The following is an 18,696-nucleotide window of genomic DNA, read 5'->3' as shown; positions in this document are numbered from 1 at the left end:
CGTTAAAGCCAAAGGGAGGAAAGAAGTATGCAGGAATATAGTCCGGTAAAAGAAGGTAAGGTTCGTGAGATTTATGATGTGGGTGATGCACTCATTATGGTAGCTACCGACAGAATCTCAGCATTTGATGTAATCCTTAAGAACAAGGTTGAGAAGAAGGGCACTGTTCTTACCCAGATGTCAAAGTTCTGGTTTGATTACACTAAGGATATTGTAAGTAACCACATGATCAGCACAGATACCGCTGATATGCCCGAGTTTTTCAGAAAGCCTGAGTTTACCGGCAACAGTATGCTCTGCAAAAAGCTTACAATGCTTCCTATCGAGTGCATTGTACGCGGATATATTACGGGTAGCGGCTGGAACAGCTATAAGGAAAACGGAACCGTATGTGGAATAAAACTTCCCGAGGGACTGAAGGAATGTGACAAGCTCCCTGAACCTATCTATACTCCTTCCACCAAGGCTGAGATCGGTGATCACGATGAGAATATCGACTTTGAGCGTTCTGTTGAAGTGCTTGAAAGAGATTTCCCCGGACATGGTCAGGAATACGCAGAAAAGCTCCGCGATTATACTATCGCTCTTTACAAAAAATGCGCTGATTATGCTCGAACAAAAGGCATCATCATCGCAGATACCAAGTTTGAGTTTGGCCTTAACGAAAACGGTGAGGTAGTTCTTGGTGATGAGATGCTTACTCCCGATAGCAGCCGTTTCTGGCCTGTAGAAGGTTATGAACCCGGAAAATCACAGCCCTCATTCGATAAGCAGTTTGTAAGAGACTGGCTCAAGGCTAACCCTGAAAGCGACTACAACCTTCCTCAGGACGTAATCGATAAGACTATCGCTAAGTATGAAGAAGCCTATGAACTTTTGACCGGAAAGAAACTGTAATATAAAATAATACATGATATTAAACAGCATTGTCGAATAAATGATAATGCTGTTTTTTATGCTATTATTTAGTAGACATTTTAATTGATTATGAGCAGGAGGGAGCAGAATGTCATTATCGACACAATTTAAATTAAATAACGGAACTTCAATTCCATGCCTGGGATTTGGTACTTACAAAATTAAAGATCCGAATGAAGCTTATCAGTCTGTGAAAACAGCTCTGGAACTTGGGTATATTCATATTGATACAGCAGCTTTTTATGAAAATGAGAAGTATGTAGGCAATGCAGTTAAGGACTATATTCAGGCTTCGGGATGCAAGAGAGAGGATCTATTTGTGACGAGTAAAGTCTGGAAGACGGAAGCCGGTTACGATAAGACACTTCGTGCATTTGAGAAAACAATGGATGAGATAGGTCTTGATTATCTTGATCTTTATCTTGTTCACTGGCCTTCTTCATATGCCTTTGACGACGATTGGGAAAATACAAACAGATCAACCTGGAAAGCCATGATGGAGATATATAAGAGTGGCAGAGTAAAAGCTATCGGAGTGTCCAATTTCCTAACTCATCATCTGAACGCACTTATGGATTCGGAGATCATACCTGCAGTTGATCAGATTGAGATTAATCCGGGATTTATGCAGGCGGACACAGTGAAATTCTGTCAGGACAACGGTATTCTTGTGGAAGCCTGGAGTCCGCTCGGCCGTGGCAGATCACTGGAACATCCTGTTTTGGTGGAATTGGCGGGGAAGTATGGTAAGAGTACGGCTCAGATAATCCTAAGATGGGATTTGCAACATGATATTTTGCCGCTTCCAAAGTCGGTGCATGAGGACAGAATTAAGTCTAATTCTGAAATATTTGATTTTGAACTTTCTAACGAAGATATGGCAAAAATAGATGCCTTGGAGCCATATGGAAACTCCGGACATTCACCGGATGAAAAAACTATTCAAAAAGGCCGGAATTAAGTGTGAATTAGTTGTAAAATAAGCTTTTTATAGTGATTATTATCAAAAATGTCAAGATTTTTGTAAAAAAAGTCTTGACATTCGTTTTTTTTGTACTTGTCAAATTTTAAGTTAGATATTAAAATATCCTAGGCGTTTTAAATAAGGGTTTGAAGGAAGTTATGTAATATGTTGAAAACTCTTCTGATTATAATAGTAGTTTTGGTAGTTCTTTACCTTTTGGCGATCATGCCAAGGATGATTGGAAGACCGTCAGCAGAGAAACTTCTCAAACAGAACTTGTACGCACACAGAGGATTGCACGACAATAATACAGAAGCACCTGAGAATTCAATGGCTGCTTTTAAAAAGGCTGTCGATGCGGGGTATGGAATAGAGCTTGACGTTCAGCTCACTAGGGATGGGGTTCCCGTAGTTTTCCATGATTTTACATTGGCCAGAGTAGCCAGATATGAAGAGGGACATGTACCTGAGGATGCCGTAAGGAATGAGGACGGTAGCCTTGGGGTAGCAGGTAAGGTGATAGATTACACCTATGAAGAACTGCAGCAGTTTCATTTGCTTGAATCTGATGAGAAGATTCCGAAGTTTGAAGACTTTCTTAAACTTGTGGATGGCAAGATTCCGCTTATCATTGAGCTCAAGATAGAACTGTTTGATGTTTCGGTATGTGCGGTAGTGGATAAGATTCTTCGCGGCTATACCGGAGTGTATTGCATAGAGTCGTTTAATCCGCTTGGATTATACTGGTTTAAGCGTCATCACAAAGATATTTTCAGAGGACAGCTTTCAGAGGAATTTTTCAGAGAACCTGAGAAATTATGGCATACACCTTTGTATTATGCACTCGCATTCCTCATATTTAATTTTCTTACAAGACCTGATTTTGTGGCATATAATCACAAATATCAACGTAACTTATCAAGGAAGCTTTGCCGCGGACTATATAAGAATACAGCGGCAGCCTGGACGATAAAGAGCCAGGAAGAACTGGATAGGAACCGAGACTTCTTTGATATCTTTATTTTTGAGGGATTCATTCCTTCATGATCAATTGGTAATTACTATGTTCGACATAGTTAATTATAAAAATGTAACATAAATGGAAAGGGTTTTACCGAATCGAATAATCGGTAAGAAAGGTAGTGAACATGGCAAACAAGTGGGTTTATATGTTTAGCGAAGGTGACATGACAATGCGTAACCTTCTCGGTGGTAAGGGTGCTAACCTTGCTGAGATGACAAGCATTGGTCTTCCGGTACCACAGGGTTTCACAATCACAACTGAGGCCTGCACACAGTACTACGAGGACGGACGTAAGATTAACGACGAGATCATGGCTCAGGCTATGGAAGGCGTTAAGAAGATGGAAGAGATCAACGGCAAGAAGTTTGGTGATCTTAACAATCCTCTTCTTGTATCTGTTCGTTCAGGTGCTCGTGCATCTATGCCTGGTATGATGGATACAATTCTTAACCTTGGTCTTAATGACGAGGTTGTTGCTGCAATGATCAAGGGCAATCCTGATCCTGCATTCGAGCGTTTCGTATATGATTCATATCGTCGTTTCATCCAGATGTTCTCAGACGTTGTTATGGAAGTAGGTAAGAAGTACTTCGAGCAGCTCATCGACAAGATGAAGGAGCAGAAGGGTGTTAAGTTTGACGTAGATCTTACAGCAGCTGATCTTAAGGAGCTTGCTGAGCAGTTCAAGGCTGAGTACAAGAACCAGCTCGGTTCTGATTTCCCTTCAGATCCTGTAGAGCAGCTTAAGCTCGCTATCGAGGCTGTATTCCGTTCATGGGATAACCCTCGTGCAAACGTTTACCGTCGTGACAACGATATCCCTTATTCTTGGGGAACAGCTGTTAACGTAATGCCTATGGTATTCGGTAACCTTAATAATGAGTCTGGTACAGGTGTTGCATTCACACGTGACCCTGCAACAGGTGAGAATAAGCTTATGGGTGAGTTCCTTATCAACGCTCAGGGTGAGGACGTAGTTGCCGGTGTTCGTACACCTATGCCGATCGCTCAGATGGAGAAGGAATTCCCTGAAGCATACGCTGAGTTCATCAAGGTTTGTGATACACTTGAGAACCACTATCACGACATGCAGGATATGGAGTTCACTGTTGAGAACAAGAAACTCTATATGCTTCAGTGCCGTAACGGTAAGAGAACAGCTCCTGCTGCTCTTAAGATCGCTTGTGACCTTGTTGATGAGGGACACAAGACTCCTGAAGAAGCTGTAGCAATGATCGATCCTCGTAACCTTGATACACTTCTTCATCCTCAGTTTGACGCTGCTGCTCTTAAGGCTGCTACTCCTATGGGTAAGGGTCTTGGTGCTTCACCCGGAGCTGCTTGCGGTAAGGTTGTATTCACAGCTGATGATGCTGTAGCATGGGCTGAGAGAGGTGAGAAGGTTATCCTTGTTCGTCTTGAGACATCACCTGAAGATATCACAGGTATGAAGGCTGCTCAGGGTATCCTTACAGTTCGTGGTGGTATGACATCACACGCTGCCGTTGTTGCTCGTGGTATGGGTGAGTGCTGCGTTTCCGGATGTGGCGACATCAACATGGACGAGGAGAACAAGAAGTTCACACTTGCTGGTAAAGAGTTCCACGAGGGAGACTTCATCTCTATCGACGGTACAACAGGTAACATCTATGATGGCGTTATCAAGACTGTAGACGCTCAGATCGCTGGTGAGTTCGGCCGTATCATGGATTGGGCTGATCAGTTCAGAAAGCTTAAGGTTCGTACAAACGCTGATACACCCGCTGATGCTAAGAAGGCTCGTGAGCTTGGTGCTGAGGGTATCGGCCTTTGCCGTACAGAGCACATGTTCTTCGAGGAAGACAGAATTGCTGCATTCCGTGAGATGATCTGCTCTGACACAGCTGAGGAGAGAGAAGCTGCTCTTGAGAAGATTCTTCCTTATCAGCAGAAAGACTTCAAGGCTCTTTATGAGGCACTTGAGGGCTGCCCTGTAACAATCAGATTCCTTGATCCTCCGCTTCATGAGTTCGTTCCTACAACAGAGGAAGACATTAAGAAGCTTGCAGATGCTCAGGGTAAGAGCGTAGAGGAGATCAAGGCTATCATCGCTTCTCTTCACGAGTTCAACCCTATGATGGGTCACAGAGGATGCCGTCTTGCAGTTACATATCCTGAAATTGCTAAGATGCAGACTAAGGCTGTTATCCGTGCTGCTCTTGAGGTTCAGAAGGAGCATGCTGATTGGAACGTTAAGCCTGAGATCATGATTCCTCTTGTATGTGAAGTTAAAGAGCTTAAGTTCGTTAAGAAGGTAGTTGTAGAGACAGCTGATGCTGAGATCGCAGCTGCAGGCGCTAAGCTTGAGTATGAGGTTGGTACAATGATCGAGATCCCGAGAGCTGCTCTTACAGCTGACGAGATCGCTGCAGAGGCTGATTTCTTCTGCTTCGGTACAAACGACCTTACACAGATGACATTTGGATTCTCTCGTGATGACGCTGGTAAGTTCCTTAACGCTTACTATGATGAGAAGATCTTCGAGAACGATCCTTTCGCTAAGCTTGATCAGACAGGTGTTGGTAAGCTTATGGATATGTCACTTAAGCTTGGTAAGCCCGTTAATCCTAAGCTTCACGTTGGTATCTGCGGAGAGCACGGTGGAGATCCTTCATCAGTTGAGTTCTGCCACAAGATTGGCCTTGACTATGTTTCATGCTCACCTTTCCGTGTACCTGTTGCAAGACTTGCAGCAGCTCAGGCAGCTATCGCAAACAAGTAATTTTTGCCTAAGGCTTAAAACTTGTTCGGTGTGAATGAGTAAAATATAAGAGATTCCCCTTTTGTTTAATGCAAGAGGGGAATCTTTTTTTTAGGTGTAAATGTGTATTTAAACATACATGAAATACAGCTATAATAATTGCATATATACTTTTTATGAAAAGCTTATGGAGGTTATGCAATGGGAAAATGGTCCAGAATAATGTATCATCCAAATCTTCCTTTAGGAGAGGATGGAAATAAGGTTACTGCTTCTGCTGAGCATATAGAGATTTCTAAGAATGCTGCAAAAGAAGGTATGGTTCTTTTAAAAAATGAAAAGAGCATCCTGCCTCTTGCAAGAGGACAAAAGGTCGCTCTTTTTGGAAAAGCAACGATAGATTATGTAAAGGGAGGCGGCGGATCAGGTGATGTTACCGTTCCCTACGTTACAAACCTCGCTGAGGGATTTAAGAAACTTGGAGCAAGGGTTTCTCTTTTTGAAGATTCTATTGATTTCTATGAGGATTATGTAAAAGGATTATATAAGGAAGGCAAGATGCCGGGACTTATAGCAGAGCCCGCGCTTCCTGAGGATATTCTGACTAAGGCAAAAGCGTTTACTGATACTGCAATTATTTCAATCAGCAGATATTCGGGTGAAGGTTGGGACAGAAAGAGTGATAAGGTAATCGATCGCACTTTTAAGGGAGTGGATCAGCCCCTTATAGATATGACCAATGGCATTTTTGAAAGAGGTGACTTTTATCTTTCAAAGGCTGAAGAGGAGTTAATCAATTCTGTAAGTAAGGCTTTCGAGAAAACTGTTATAGTATTGAATATCGGCGGCATGTTTGATGTTTCATGGATTAAAGACAGCAAGGACATAGACGCTGCTCTTATCGCATGGCAGGGCGGCATGGAAGGCGGCCTTGCTACAGCTGAGCTTTTATGTGGACTTGGGAATCCCAGTGGTAAACTGGCGGATACCTTTGCGAGGAACCTCTCTGATTATCCGGGAACAGAACATTTCCATGATTCTGATGATTATGTTGAATACGAAGAGGATATCTATGTAGGCTATAGATATTTTGAGACAATCAAGGATGCATCCGATAAGGTAATATATCCCTTCGGATATGGTCTTTCATACACAGACTTTAGCGTAAGCCGCGTCAAAATAAGAGAAGACGACGGCATAATCACTGTGAAGGCAAATGTGACAAACAATGGTCAATATGCAGGAAAAGAAGTGGTTCAGATCTATGTTTCGTCGCCGCAGGGCAAGCTCGGAAAACCTGAGAAAACACTTGTAGGTTTTAAAAAGACTGCTTTACTTGAGCCCGGACAGACACAGAGGGTAGTAGTTGAATTTCCTGTTGATGTTTTTGCATCCTATGATGACCTTGGAAAGATTCAGAAGTCTGCTTACGTCCTTGAAAAGGGAAGATATAAATTTTTTGTAGGGACAGATGTAAGAAATGCAAGATCTGCTGAGCAGGAATATGTCCTTGATGATAATAAGATTGTGTGCCAGCTCACCCAGAAGATGGCTCCTGTTGCTTTAAAGAAGAGACTTCTTGCGGACGGTACATATGAAATGTTAGAGCAGGGAGATGCTTCTAAATATAATGAGAATGAGCTTACACCTCTTTCCGAAGATGAATTGGAAGGTATGTCACCTGCAATTCGACCTGAAAAGTCTGTGAATCGTTATAAGCCTGCAGACAAGCCTCAGCTTATTGATGTTTTCACAGGGAAAATTTCTATTGATAAATTCATAGAAGGATTATCGGATGAAGATCTGGCATGGCTTGTAGGAGGACAGCCAAATACTGGTGTGGCCAATACCTTTGGATACGGAAATAATAATGAATTTGGTATTCCTAATGTTATGACAGCTGATGGACCTGCCGGCCTAAGAATTCAGCCTCATGTTGGTGTTAAGACAACAGCTTTCCCATGTGCAACACTGCTTGCATGTACCTGGGATCCGGAAGTGGCAACTATGGTTGGAATTGCCGGAGGAGAAGAGGTTAAGGAGAATAACATCGGAGTATGGCTGACACCTGCAATGAATATTCACAGATCGCCTCTTTGTGGCAGAAACTTTGAGTATTATTCAGAAGATCCACTCCTAACCGGAAAGATGGCTGCCGGAATGGTACGTGGAATTCAGAGTAACCATATTGCTGCAACAATAAAGCATTTTGCTCTGAATAATAAAGAGACCAATAGAAAGGACAGTGATTCAAGAGCATCTGAGAGGGCAATCCGTGAGATTTACTTAAAGGGTTTTGAAATTGTGGTAAAAGAGGCTCATCCCTGGAGTATAATGACATCCTACAATATCATAAATGGAAGACGAGCTTCGGAAAACGAGGATATGATAAACGGAATTCTTCGCGGAGAATGGGGCTTTGATGGCATGGTTACTACCGACTGGTGGACCCATGGCGAGAATTATAAAGAATGTAAGGCCGGAAATGATATGAAGATGGGATGCGGATATCCCGACAGAATAATAGCTGCTCTTGAAAAAGGCGCCATCACACGAGATGAACTAAACAAGGCAGCTAAGAATATCCTTACATTAATACTGAGAATTGATTAAATAAAAATGCCTTCCCCCTATTGGGGGAAGGTGAACAATTCCTCACGTCTCCTTCACAACAACTTTTCCGCCGTTTTTAACACTGTCCTGCTCAAGAAGTTCAACGGCAGATGCAGCAATTTCATAATACATTGCGGCATTGTCGCCTATATCAGCCATCTTTTTCATGTTGGTTTCACAGAATTTCTTTGCCTCGGCAATATCACTTTGCGAAAAGACTTTACTCCCGCAATAAAGTGTACCGGTTGAGGGGTCAAAGTGAGAATCTTTCTTCTTTGCTTCTCCACTCATGCCCATGACACCTGCCAGAGAACGGATTAAATCTTCACGATTGTCTGCCATAATTAACCTCCATTCGAAGATGCGATTATTGAACCAACTTATGAATATATTTTCGCACAGAGGTTATTTTTTGACTATTAACTACTTATTATAAAAATATAAAAAACTTGAGAATAGATTGGAGAAACTATTGGATATTGCAGTATTCGGTGATATTCATGGAAATCACTCAGCCCTTCAGGCCTGTATAGATTATTGCATGGGGAAGGGGATAACTAATTACATTTTACTTGGAGATTATATTTCGGATTGCCCGGGCGTAAGAAAGACAATGGATCTCATATATGTGCTCAGACAGTATTTCACGTGCTATACTGTTCGCGGAAATCGCGAGGAAAGCATGCTGAATTACAGAAAATCCGGTGAGAACGGTTGGATGAAAGGCTCAGGAAGCGGCGCTCTTCTTTATACATATGAGCAATTGACAGAGAAGGATTTTAATCTGTTTGAGGAACTTCCGATTTACGGAATATGGAATCCGAAAGGTTCGGCAGGCTTTGAATATTGTCACGGATCACCGTCAAATGCGTCGGAACTTCTATTCGGGGATAAGAGAAACACCAAGCGCACACTTAATAAAATAAAAACAAACATGCTCCTGCATGCACATACTCATGTACAGGAGTGCTTTTTATACAGAGAAAAAAGAGCGGTGAATCCCGGAGCTATGGGACTTCCCAGAAATAAGAACTGCTATGCTGAGTTCGCCATTATCCACAGCGGTAAGACCGGTTGGGAGGAAGAAATGGTACAGGTAAAATATGACAGGCATGAAATCCTTAAGGAATTTCAGTCAAGCGGTCTTATGGAATATGCACCTGCATGGGCGGCAATAACTATGCATACAATCAGAACCGGTGTGGATCTAAGCGAATCCATTCTTCTACAGGCGATGAAGCTTTGTGAGGAGGACAGGGGAATGGTAAGATGGCCGGCAATACCTGAGCAGTACTGGGCAGAGGCTCTTAAGGAAAACTATGTGGATTTGTCGGGCAAGGATATCCCGCGCCCAAAGCATAATAATTAAAACACTATTTCTTTGCATTTCTGCAAATATTCACATGTGGGTATTGCATTTTTTATCGTGTGTGGTAATATATTTCTTGGTGATTAGCACTCGTATCATATGAGTGCTAACAATAAAAAGTCAATAATATGTTGAAGATATAAGGAGGCAAAAAAATGAAGTTAGAACCACTTGCAGACAGAGTCGTACTTAAGGCGCTTGAAGCTGAGGAGACAACTAAGTCAGGAATCGTACTTCCCGGTGCAGAGAAGGAGAAGCCGCAGCAGGCAGAGGTTATCGCTGTAGGCCCCGGCGGAGTCGTTGATGGTAAGGAAGTGAAGATGCAGGTAAAGAAGGGTGACAACGTTATCTATTCCAAGTATGCAGGAACAGAGGTTAAGCTCGACGACGTTACCTACATCATTGTTAAGCAGAACGATATACTCGCTATCATTAAGTAATTATCTCATCTATGCCTTCTCCTTGGGGAGAAGGTGCCCGAAGGGCGGATGAGGGGAAAAACAATATACGGAGGCATATAAAAATGGCAAAGACAATTAAGTACGGTGCTGACGCCCGCACAGCTATGGTAGAAGGCGTTAATAAGCTTGCAGATACAGTAAGAGTAACAATCGGACCTAAGGGAAGAAATGTAGTTCTTGATAAGAGCTATGGTGCACCCACAATCACAAACGACGGTGTTACAATCGCAAAAGAGATCGAGCTTGAGGATGCTTATGAGAACATGGGCGCTCAGCTTGTTAAGGAAGTTGCTACAAAGACTAACGATGTAGCAGGTGACGGTACAACAACAGCTACAGTACTTGCACAGGCTATGATCAATGAAGGTGTTAAGAACCTTGCAGCAGGAGCTAACCCTATTGTTCTTAGAAAGGGCATGAAGAAGGCTACAGATGCAGCAGTAGCTTCTATCAGCAAGATGGCTACAAAGGTTAAGGGCAAGGATCAGATCATGAGAGTTGCCGCTGTTTCATCAGGTGATGATGAAGTTGGTCAGATGATCGCTGACGCTATGGAGAAGGTTTCCAATGATGGCGTTATCACAATTGAGGAATCCAAGACAATGCTCACAGAGCTTGATCTTGTAGAAGGTATGCAGTTTGATCGTGGTTATATCTCAGCTTACATGGCTACAGATATGGACAAGATGGAAGCTAACCTTGATGATCCTTTCATACTCATCACAGATAAGAAGATTTCCAATATCCAGGATATTCTTCCTCTTCTTGAGCAGATTGTTAAGACAGGTTCTAAGCTTCTTATCATCGCTGAGGACGTTGACGGTGAGGCTCTTACAACTCTTATCGTTAACAAGCTCCGCGGAACCTTCAATGTAGTTGCTGTTAAGGCTCCCGGCTATGGTGACAGAAGAAAGGCTATGCTTGAGGATATCGCTATTCTTACAGGTGGTAAGGTTATCAGCTCTGACCTTGGTCTTGAGCTTAAGGATACTACAATGGATGATCTTGGTCGTGCTAAGAGCATCAAGGTTGAGAAGGAGAAGACAACAATCGTTGATGGCCTTGGCAATAAGGGCGACATTCAGGCAAGAGTTGCTCAGATCAAGAAGCAGATTGATGACACAACTTCTGATTTTGATAGGGAGAAACTTCAGGAGAGACTTGCTAAGCTCGCCGGCGGTGTTGCAGTTATCAGAGTAGGTGCTGCTACAGAGACAGAGATGAAGGAAGCTAAGTATCGTATGGAGGATGCTCTCAATGCTACAAGAGCAGCTGTTGAGGAAGGTATCATCTTTGGTGGTGGTAGTGCATACATTCATGCTTGCAAGGATGTTGAGAAGGTAGCAGCTTCACTTGAGGGTGATGAGAAGACAGGTGCTAAGGTAGTTCTTAAGGCACTCGAAGCTCCTCTTTACCATATTGCAAACAATGCCGGTCTTGACGGATCTGTAATTGTTAACAAGGTTAAGGAGTCCAAGAAGGGAATTGGATTTAACGCATACTCAGAGGAGTACGTTGATATGATCAAGGATGGTATCATTGACCCTGCAAAGGTTACAAGAAGTGCCCTTCAGAATGCTACATCTGTTGCATCAAGCTTCCTTACAACTGAGGCAGCTGTTGCTACAATCAAGGAGCCCGTACCTCCGATGCCTGCAGGCGGTGCAGGAATGGGAATGATGTAATCCATAAGGATGAATCAACCATAATGATAAATTAGATATAGATCGCATTATCTAAAAAAATAGGAAGACAGTCTATCGATTTATTCGAAATAGATTGTCTTCCTTTTTGATTTACAGCAAATTCATTATATTGGTACATATTTAATATGCAGTTAATAGTTTTTTTGTTCATATAAAGCTAAAATATTTATAATGTAGGGATTCTATGTACACAGTGGGGACATCCGCGGAAAAATGATTTTCCTGTAAGCTCAGTTAGACGATGGTGTCTTGGTGAGAGCAAACTTGGAGGTTCGAAGTGAAGAAGATACTGATAGTTGATGATGAACTTATGATGCTGAAGATAGCGGATCGTGCACTTAAGAATGATTATGAGACTATCCTGGTTGATTCCGGAGAAGCTGCTGTTGAACTGTTCGTAAGAAGCCTTCCGGATATGGTTATCTCGGATATTAAGATGCCTTCTATGTCAGGCTATGAATTGCAGAGACTGATAAAGTCCAAGGCAGGAGTGAATGTTCCATTTATTTTTCTTACTTCCGATGACAGTAAAGAGAGCGAGAATAAAGGACTTGAAATGGGCGCGGCCGATTATATTAAAAAACCGGTCAGGGCCGATGAACTTCTTTCAAGAGTAAACAGAGTTTTTGACAATGCAGCCGGTAAAACAGTCTCAGATAATGATAATGCAGATATTTCAAAAACAGATCCAAAGGACAATGAATTTATAGACCGGGAACTTGAAAAACTTCCCGAATGGATAATTGAAGAACCGCTGATCGATGCCCGGGAGGGGATAAAAAACTGTGCTTCTGCCGAGGCATATCTTTCATCAATCGATATTTTTATAAGACATATTTCGAATAATATTGAAATACTTGAAAAGTGTTTTGCAGAAGGTGACATAGAGAATTATACGATTAAAGCCCACGGGCTTAAAAGTACATCCAGAATAATAGGATGTATGACTTTATCAGCTAAGGCCTTAGAGATGGAAAACGCAGCGAATGAAAATAACATTGAGTTTATAAAGAATAATCATATCGCTTTTATTGAAGAATGCAGAAGGCATGAGAAAGCACTTTTGGATCGGACAAAAGAGGAGGAGAAGGAAGAAATATCTGATGAGGAGGTCCAGGATGCACTTATGGCAATAAGAGAGTTTGCTATAGAAGAAGACTTTGATATAGTTCAGTCAATAGTGGATTCTCTTATGAAACGTGCTTTAAAGCCTGAAGACTATAAGAAAATATCTTCGATAAAAATCTATCTGAATAGTCTTGAGTGGGATGAAATTCGTAATATTACCAATGCCATCTGAGGGGGTTCAAATGGGTAAGGAAAAAATGGGTAAGGAAAACGTGGTTATTTTAAGCTCGCAGGAAACATTTTCGGTGCACGGAATGGAAATGAAGCTTGCTGAAATAGGATGTGTTAGCAAATACATACCGATTGATATGAAAAAGCTACAAAGCAATACTGAGAGCTGCGAGCTCATAGTTTATTATATGGATGAGACTGTTTCTGATAGTGCTTCATTCCTGGTATATTTAAAAGACCTTTGCATGGAGAAGGAAAAAAGTCTTATTTTGATTGGTAAGCATGAAGAGTACAATGAAGCTATTAAAACCATACCGGGAAGGTGCATCACAGCTTGGTTTGAACGTCCCTTGGATATGAAGGCGTTCCTGGATACAGTGTCGGATGTATTTAGTCAGAGAATGTTGCAGCAGACACGAAAAGTCGTGCTTATAGTGGATGATGATGTGGCCTATATGCAGATGATTCGTGACTGGCTTAAGGATTCCTATCAAGTGGTTATGGCTAATACAGGTATAAAGGCAATCCGTTGGCTTACGGTTAACAAAGCAGATCTTGTGTTGCTTGATTATCAGATGCCCATAACTACAGGGCCGCAAATTTTTGAAATGCTTAAAAGTGATACGGAAACAGATGAACTTCCGGTAATGTTCCTGACAGGGCAAAAGAGCCGAGAGAGTGTCATGACAGCTATGAGGCTGAAACCGGTGGATTATATTCTTAAGAGCATCGGAAGAGATGCCCTCCGAGATAAACTTGATCAGTACTTTGCTATTCAGAAAGCAATTGCACGCTAGTGCCGGATGAGGGCATGAAATAAAAAAACAACTTTCATATAAAAGTCAAGATTTGATTTATTTAAATTACCTCCTTATAATTATTTTGTGGGTTATGTTATTTATTTAACAAAATAATTATTTTAAGGAGGTATTTGTATGTCACGTTTTACACTGCCCAGAGATATCTATCATGGGAAAGGCGCACTTGAAGCGTTGAAGACTTTTGAGGGCAAAAGAGCCATCATTTGTACAGGTGGCGGTTCTATGAAAAGGGGCGGATTTCTTCAGAAGGTAGAAGAGTACCTGAAGGAAGCCGGAATGGAGACAGAGCTTTTTGAGGGTATCGAACCTGATCCGTCAGTTGAGACGGTTATGAAGGGTGCTGAAGCAATGCAGAAGTTCCAGCCTGACTGGATCGTTGCTATCGGTGGTGGTTCACCTATAGATGCTGCAAAGGCTATGTGGATTAAGTATGAGTATCCGGATACCACTTTTGAAGATATGTGTAAGGTTTTTGGCCTTCCTAAGCTTCGCACAAAGGCTAAATTCTGTGCTATTTCATCAACATCCGGCACAGCTACCGAGGTTACTGCATTTTCCATCATCACTGATTATCAGAAGGGCATTAAGTTCCCGATCGCTGATTTTGAGATTACTCCCGATGTAGCTATCGTTGATCCCGAACTTGCTCATACAATGCCTAAAAAGCTTGTTGCTCACACCGGTATGGATGCTATGACACATGCTGTTGAGGCTTATGTTTCCACAGCAAATTGTGATTACACAGATCCGCTTGCAATTCACGCTATAGAGATGATCCAGAAGAATCTTGTTAAGTCCTATAATGAAGACATGGATGCAAGAGATGCTATGCACAATGCTCAGTGCCTTGCAGGTATGGCATTCTCCAATGCGCTTCTTGGAATCGTTCACTCAATGGCTCACAAGACAGGTGCTGCTTTTGCAGACCTCGGAGCTCACATCATCCACGGCGCAGCTAATGCTATGTACCTTCCCAAGGTTGTTGCATTCAATGCCAAGGATCCGACTGCTAAAAAGCGTTATGGCGTTATCGCTGATTACATGCACCTCGGCGGCAAGGATGACGATGAGAAGGTTGAACTCCTCATTGATTATCTTCGCAAGATGAATGATTCTCTTAACATCCCTCACAGCATAAACCATTATGGTCCCGACGGACTTCCGGCTGAACAGGGATTTGTTCCGGAGAATGTATTCCTTGAGAGACTCCATGACATTGCTGCTAACGCAATTCTTGATGCCTGCACAGGTTCCAACCCTCGTCAGCCCAGTCAGGAAGAGATGGAGAAACTTCTTAAGTGTTGCTACTATGACACAGAAGTAGATTTCTAATCTTTATCAAAAACGCTTCATGAGTGATATGTACCCTCTTTACCGGACAAAACGGTAAGGAGGGTATTTTTTGCTCTTTGAGAAAAGCATAATTCCTACCCTGAAAGTGCTAATAAGTGTTTGCAAAACAAATGCATTATGATAAAATGTAAAATAATTTATATGCGTCTAAAATAAATGGGGAAAATATGGAAAACACCAGAGCTTGTAAGCATTGTCTTCTACGGGATATTGAAGGCGAAGAGAAGAAAATGATAAAAAAATATCGCGATGCCATAACTCCTGATAGCAGGGTTACGGATACAGTATATGAGAACAGGTTAGGTATATGTACACAGTGCGACAAGCTATCAATAGGGACCTGTCTTGTTTGCGGATGTTATGTGGAGTTAAGAGCACTGGGCATTGGTACACATTGCCCTAAGAAAAAATGGTAAATCCATTATTTAGAGGAGGAAGAGAAATTGGCTAAACTTTTAATCAACAACGAGAGTAAAAAATCAAAGATTGCACCTGAAATCTACGGACATTTTTCAGAACATCTCGGAAGGTGTATCTATGAAGGCCTTTATGTCGGGGATAATTCTGACATTCCTAATGTGAATGGTATGAGAAGTGATGTGGTTAAGGCACTTAAGGAAATGAAGATACCGGTACTTCGCTGGCCCGGCGGATGCTTTGCGGATGAGTATCATTGGATGGATGGCATTGGCCCCAAAGAAAAGAGAAAGAAGATGATCAACACACATTGGGGCGGTGTAGTTGAGGACAACAGTTTTGGAACACATGAATTCTTTGAGCTTACAAAGCAGCTTGGCTGTAAGACTTATGTTAATGCCAATATGGGATCAGGTACAGTAAGAGAGATGAGTGAATGGGTTGAATATATGACCTTTAACGGCGTATCACCTATGGCTGATCTCAGAAAAGAGAATGGTCATGAGGAGCCCTGGACGGTAGACTATCTTGGAGTTGGTAATGAAAACTGGGGATGTGGGGGCAACATGAGACCTACATACTATGCCGATGAATATAGAAGATATCAGACATATGTAAGAAACTACAACGGTTCTAAGCCAATTTCAAAGATTTGCTGTGGACCTAATGTTGATGATTATAACTGGACAAAAAATGTACTTGAAACCTGCTTTGATCATACACCCCCGCAGTTCCATGGCTTTATGGATGGACTTTCATTACATTACTATACTCTTCCTGAAACAGAGGATGACTGGAATGTAAAGGGATCAGCTACAAAGTTCACAGAGGAAGTATTCTATCAGACACTTAAGAGAAGTCTCTTCATGGATGAACTTATCAGAAAGCATGGAGCGATCATGGATCAGTATGATCCGGATAAGAAGATCGGTCTTATGGTTGATGAGTGGGGAATATGGACTGATGTTGAACCAGGCACTAATCCCGGATTCCTTTATCAGCAGAATACTATGCGTGATGCACTTGTAGCAGGAATGAACCTGAATATATTCAACAAGCATTCAGATAGGGTAAGGATGGCATGCATTGCACAGATGGTTAATGTTCTTCAGTCAGTTATTCTTACTGAAAATGAGAAGATGATAAAAACTCCTACCTATCACGTATTTAAGATGTTCAGATATCATCAGGGAGCGAACCTTCTTGATAGTGAACTTATCAACAATAGTAAGGTTGGTTCAGGCAAGAATGAACTTCCCAAGCTGTTTGAATCAGTTTCCGAGGATGAAAACGGAGTAGTGACAGTGACACTGACCAACAATTCCCTTGAAGCAGCTGAGGATGTTGAAATTGCTTTCACAAGTGATTCCGATTCATATAAAGTTGCAGAGGCTTCAGTGGTAACAGGTAAAATGGCAGATCACAACACCTTTGAGAACCCCGATGTTGTAACAGAAGATAAGTTTACTGATTACAACGAAAAAGAGAACGGAGTAACAGTAAAGATTCCTGCCTGCTCAGTTCTCATGTTCCGTTTGAAAAAATAAACTATATCAGATCTTATTTAATCTTGTTCTTAATTGCTTCATTACAAGCATATACAGAATGTAAGAAAATACACCTGTCGTAAACCATGAGAGTGCATCACCTGCAACAGCGATAGCATAGCTGTGAACTCTCATGGAGACAAAAGCGGTAAGCAGCCTTGATACAAGCTCCATAATACCGAGCATCAGGGCTGTTTTTCCGTATCCGCAGGCTTGCATTGCATTTCTGTAAATGAAGATCATGGCAAGCGGGATATAGAAAAGAGCTGCCTCTGTAATATAAATCTTGCTATAAGGAAGATAGTCAGCCAGGTTTACGCCCTTGTCGAAAAACATACTTACAATGTAGGGCATCATAACTACGCTGAGGATACCGGTTATTACAGAATAAATTACAGAGATCTTCATGGCATCCTTCGTTCCCTGATGTACTCTGTCAAGATCACCATAACCGAAGTTCTGACCGACGAAAGCAGCAGTAGTCTGTCCTATGGAAGGCATTCCGGCAGTCATAAGATTTACTACTTTTCCTGCAGCTGTAAAACCGCCTATCGCAACTGACTGATAGATGTTGATTGATGCCTGCATGACCATTGTTCCGGAAGCTGTGATTCCAAACTGAAGAGCCATAGGGATACCGATGTTTAGCTGTTTCATGGCAAAGCCCTTATCCAGCTTCCAACTTCCTTTTACAGGTCTTAAAATATCCACCTTTTTATAAATGTAAATAATACACAGAATGGCTGACGCACCCTGTGATATATCTGTAGCAAGGGCAGCACCGAAGGTTCCCAGTCCAAATACAATGATGAATAAAAGGTCCAGAACGATATTAAGTGCAGCTGAAAAAATCAGGAAATACAGTGGCGTCTTACTGTTTCCGATTGCCCTTAGAGAAGCAGCAAAAAGATTATATCCGATAAGAGCAAAGCTTCCGGCGCATATGGTAATGATATAGGCATAGGCATAATTGTAGATGTCATCCGGAGTATTCATTATATGAAGAAGGCTTGGCATGCTGATTATGGCAATTACCGTCACCACTAAAGTGCTGATAACACCAAGAATGATCGCGTTTACAAAAGCCTGCCTTGTACCTTCCTTACTTCCCGCTCCAAACTGGTGGCTTATGAGAACTGTGTAACCTGTTGTCATACCATTGGCAAGTCCCATTATCATAAACATTATAGTTCCTGTGGACCCAACGGCCGCAAGAGCCTCGGGACCTACAAAACGTCCGACGATTACGGTATCTACCATGTTGTAGAACTGCTGGAAAATAAATCCTAAAAGTATCGGTATTACAAACTTTAAAAGTATCGGAAGGGGCTTCCCTTCAGTCATTTTTCCATTCATTTCTTATCTCCTCAAAATATGTCTAGTAATAAATAATTAAGTTTTGCAAAATTTATACAGTCAGATGATTTTATTCCAATGCAAATTTGTTTTCAAGTACATTTTTAT

The 18,696-nt window shown here is 41.8% G+C and carries 15 protein-coding genes; 13 read left to right on the top strand and 2 right to left on the bottom strand.

Annotated features, from left to right (window positions below; genetic code table 11):
• The first annotated feature begins 27 nt into the window (after positions 1 to 27).
• From BMW61_RS05940 to BMW61_RS05920, 5 genes are all read left to right on the top strand, one after another.
• Positions 28 to 897, top strand: coding sequence for a phosphoribosylaminoimidazolesuccinocarboxamide synthase (locus tag BMW61_RS05940; protein WP_022763112.1), 870 nt, complete (start codon positions 28 to 30; stop codon positions 895 to 897).
• A gap of 109 nt (positions 898 to 1,006) precedes the next feature.
• A complete protein-coding gene (locus BMW61_RS05935) occupies positions 1,007 to 1,879 on the top strand; it encodes an aldo/keto reductase (protein WP_091820321.1) in 873 nt (290 codons plus the stop codon).
• 168 nt (positions 1,880 to 2,047) lie between these two features.
• The gene (locus tag BMW61_RS05930; protein WP_022763114.1) at positions 2,048 to 2,929 is read left to right on the top strand and encodes a glycerophosphodiester phosphodiesterase family protein; all 882 of its coding nucleotides are present in this window, start codon (positions 2,048 to 2,050) and stop codon (positions 2,927 to 2,929) included.
• 101 nt (positions 2,930 to 3,030) lie between these two features.
• Positions 3,031 to 5,667, top strand: a complete 2,637-nt coding sequence (gene ppdK, locus BMW61_RS05925; RefSeq protein WP_091820320.1) for a pyruvate, phosphate dikinase — start codon at positions 3,031 to 3,033, stop codon at positions 5,665 to 5,667.
• 180 nt (positions 5,668 to 5,847) lie between these two features.
• A complete protein-coding gene (locus tag BMW61_RS05920; RefSeq protein ID WP_091820318.1) occupies positions 5,848 to 8,259 on the top strand; it encodes a glycoside hydrolase family 3 protein in 2,412 nt (803 codons plus the stop codon).
• Between the two features lie 42 nt (positions 8,260 to 8,301).
• Here the strand turns inward: BMW61_RS05920 and BMW61_RS05915 are convergent, their stop codons facing one another.
• Positions 8,302 to 8,601, bottom strand: coding sequence for a hypothetical protein (locus tag BMW61_RS05915; RefSeq protein ID WP_091820317.1), 300 nt, complete (start codon positions 8,599 to 8,601; stop codon positions 8,302 to 8,304).
• A 130-nt stretch (positions 8,602 to 8,731) separates the two neighbouring features.
• On the opposite strand from BMW61_RS05915, the gene BMW61_RS05910 reads away from it, so the two are divergent.
• From BMW61_RS05910 to BMW61_RS05875, 8 genes are all read left to right on the top strand, one after another.
• Positions 8,732 to 9,628, top strand: coding sequence for a metallophosphoesterase family protein (locus BMW61_RS05910; RefSeq protein ID WP_175475108.1), 897 nt, complete (start codon positions 8,732 to 8,734; stop codon positions 9,626 to 9,628).
• A 155-nt stretch (positions 9,629 to 9,783) separates the two neighbouring features.
• Positions 9,784 to 10,068: a co-chaperone GroES gene (locus BMW61_RS05905; protein ID WP_022763119.1), complete on the top strand. Its 285-nt coding sequence runs from the start codon at positions 9,784 to 9,786 to the stop codon at positions 10,066 to 10,068.
• Positions 10,069 to 10,151: 83 nt separating this feature from the next.
• Complete coding sequence (gene groL, locus BMW61_RS05900; RefSeq protein ID WP_026499004.1) at positions 10,152 to 11,774, top strand: chaperonin GroEL; 1,623 nt, start codon at positions 10,152 to 10,154, stop codon at positions 11,772 to 11,774.
• Positions 11,775 to 12,072: 298 nt separating this feature from the next.
• Positions 12,073 to 13,095 (top strand): response regulator transcription factor, encoded by a 1,023-nt coding sequence (locus BMW61_RS05895; RefSeq protein ID WP_091820314.1) that lies wholly within the window; start codon positions 12,073 to 12,075, stop codon positions 13,093 to 13,095.
• A 10-nt stretch (positions 13,096 to 13,105) separates the two neighbouring features.
• On the top strand, positions 13,106 to 13,891 hold the full coding sequence (locus BMW61_RS05890) for a response regulator (protein WP_022763122.1): 786 nt from the start codon (positions 13,106 to 13,108) through the stop codon (positions 13,889 to 13,891).
• A gap of 138 nt (positions 13,892 to 14,029) precedes the next feature.
• A complete protein-coding gene (locus BMW61_RS05885) occupies positions 14,030 to 15,247 on the top strand; it encodes an iron-containing alcohol dehydrogenase (RefSeq protein ID WP_091820312.1) in 1,218 nt (405 codons plus the stop codon).
• 188 nt (positions 15,248 to 15,435) lie between these two features.
• Complete coding sequence (locus tag BMW61_RS05880; RefSeq protein ID WP_022763124.1) at positions 15,436 to 15,684, top strand: DUF6171 family protein; 249 nt, start codon at positions 15,436 to 15,438, stop codon at positions 15,682 to 15,684.
• A gap of 27 nt (positions 15,685 to 15,711) precedes the next feature.
• On the top strand, positions 15,712 to 17,232 hold the full coding sequence (locus BMW61_RS05875; protein WP_175475107.1) for an alpha-N-arabinofuranosidase: 1,521 nt from the start codon (positions 15,712 to 15,714) through the stop codon (positions 17,230 to 17,232).
• 6 nt (positions 17,233 to 17,238) lie between these two features.
• Here BMW61_RS05875 and BMW61_RS05870 read toward each other — a convergent pair whose 3' ends face one another.
• On the bottom strand, positions 17,239 to 18,588 hold the full coding sequence (locus tag BMW61_RS05870) for an MATE family efflux transporter (RefSeq protein WP_091820309.1): 1,350 nt from the start codon (positions 18,586 to 18,588) through the stop codon (positions 17,239 to 17,241).
• Between the last annotated feature and the right edge of the window lie 108 nt (positions 18,589 to 18,696).

This window comes from Butyrivibrio sp. ob235 (genome assembly GCF_900109475.1).
Taxonomy (GTDB): domain Bacteria; phylum Bacillota; class Clostridia; order Lachnospirales; family Lachnospiraceae; genus Butyrivibrio.
This window is presented reverse-complemented; position numbering and strand designations above follow the sequence as displayed.

What these genes read in the sequence shown, in the direction of transcription:
- BMW61_RS05940 (WP_022763112.1), top strand. Translation starts at nt 28, where the DNA reads ATGCAGGAATATAGTCCGGTAAAAGAAGGTAAGGTTCGTGAGATTTAT.
- BMW61_RS05935 (WP_091820321.1), top strand. Translation starts at nt 1,007, where the DNA reads ATGTCATTATCGACACAATTTAAATTAAATAACGGAACTTCAATTCCA.
- BMW61_RS05930 (WP_022763114.1), top strand. Translation starts at nt 2,048, where the DNA reads ATGTTGAAAACTCTTCTGATTATAATAGTAGTTTTGGTAGTTCTTTAC.
- ppdK (WP_091820320.1), top strand. Translation starts at nt 3,031, where the DNA reads ATGGCAAACAAGTGGGTTTATATGTTTAGCGAAGGTGACATGACAATG.
- BMW61_RS05920 (WP_091820318.1), top strand. Translation starts at nt 5,848, where the DNA reads ATGGGAAAATGGTCCAGAATAATGTATCATCCAAATCTTCCTTTAGGA.
- BMW61_RS05915 (WP_091820317.1), bottom strand. Translation starts at nt 8,601, where the DNA reads ATGGCAGACAATCGTGAAGATTTAATCCGTTCTCTGGCAGGTGTCATG.
- BMW61_RS05905 (WP_022763119.1), top strand. Translation starts at nt 9,784, where the DNA reads ATGAAGTTAGAACCACTTGCAGACAGAGTCGTACTTAAGGCGCTTGAA.
- groL (WP_026499004.1), top strand. Translation starts at nt 10,152, where the DNA reads ATGGCAAAGACAATTAAGTACGGTGCTGACGCCCGCACAGCTATGGTA.
- BMW61_RS05890 (WP_022763122.1), top strand. Translation starts at nt 13,106, where the DNA reads ATGGGTAAGGAAAAAATGGGTAAGGAAAACGTGGTTATTTTAAGCTCG.
- BMW61_RS05885 (WP_091820312.1), top strand. Translation starts at nt 14,030, where the DNA reads ATGTCACGTTTTACACTGCCCAGAGATATCTATCATGGGAAAGGCGCA.
- BMW61_RS05880 (WP_022763124.1), top strand. Translation starts at nt 15,436, where the DNA reads ATGGAAAACACCAGAGCTTGTAAGCATTGTCTTCTACGGGATATTGAA.
- BMW61_RS05870 (WP_091820309.1), bottom strand. Translation starts at nt 18,588, where the DNA reads ATGAATGGAAAAATGACTGAAGGGAAGCCCCTTCCGATACTTTTAAAG.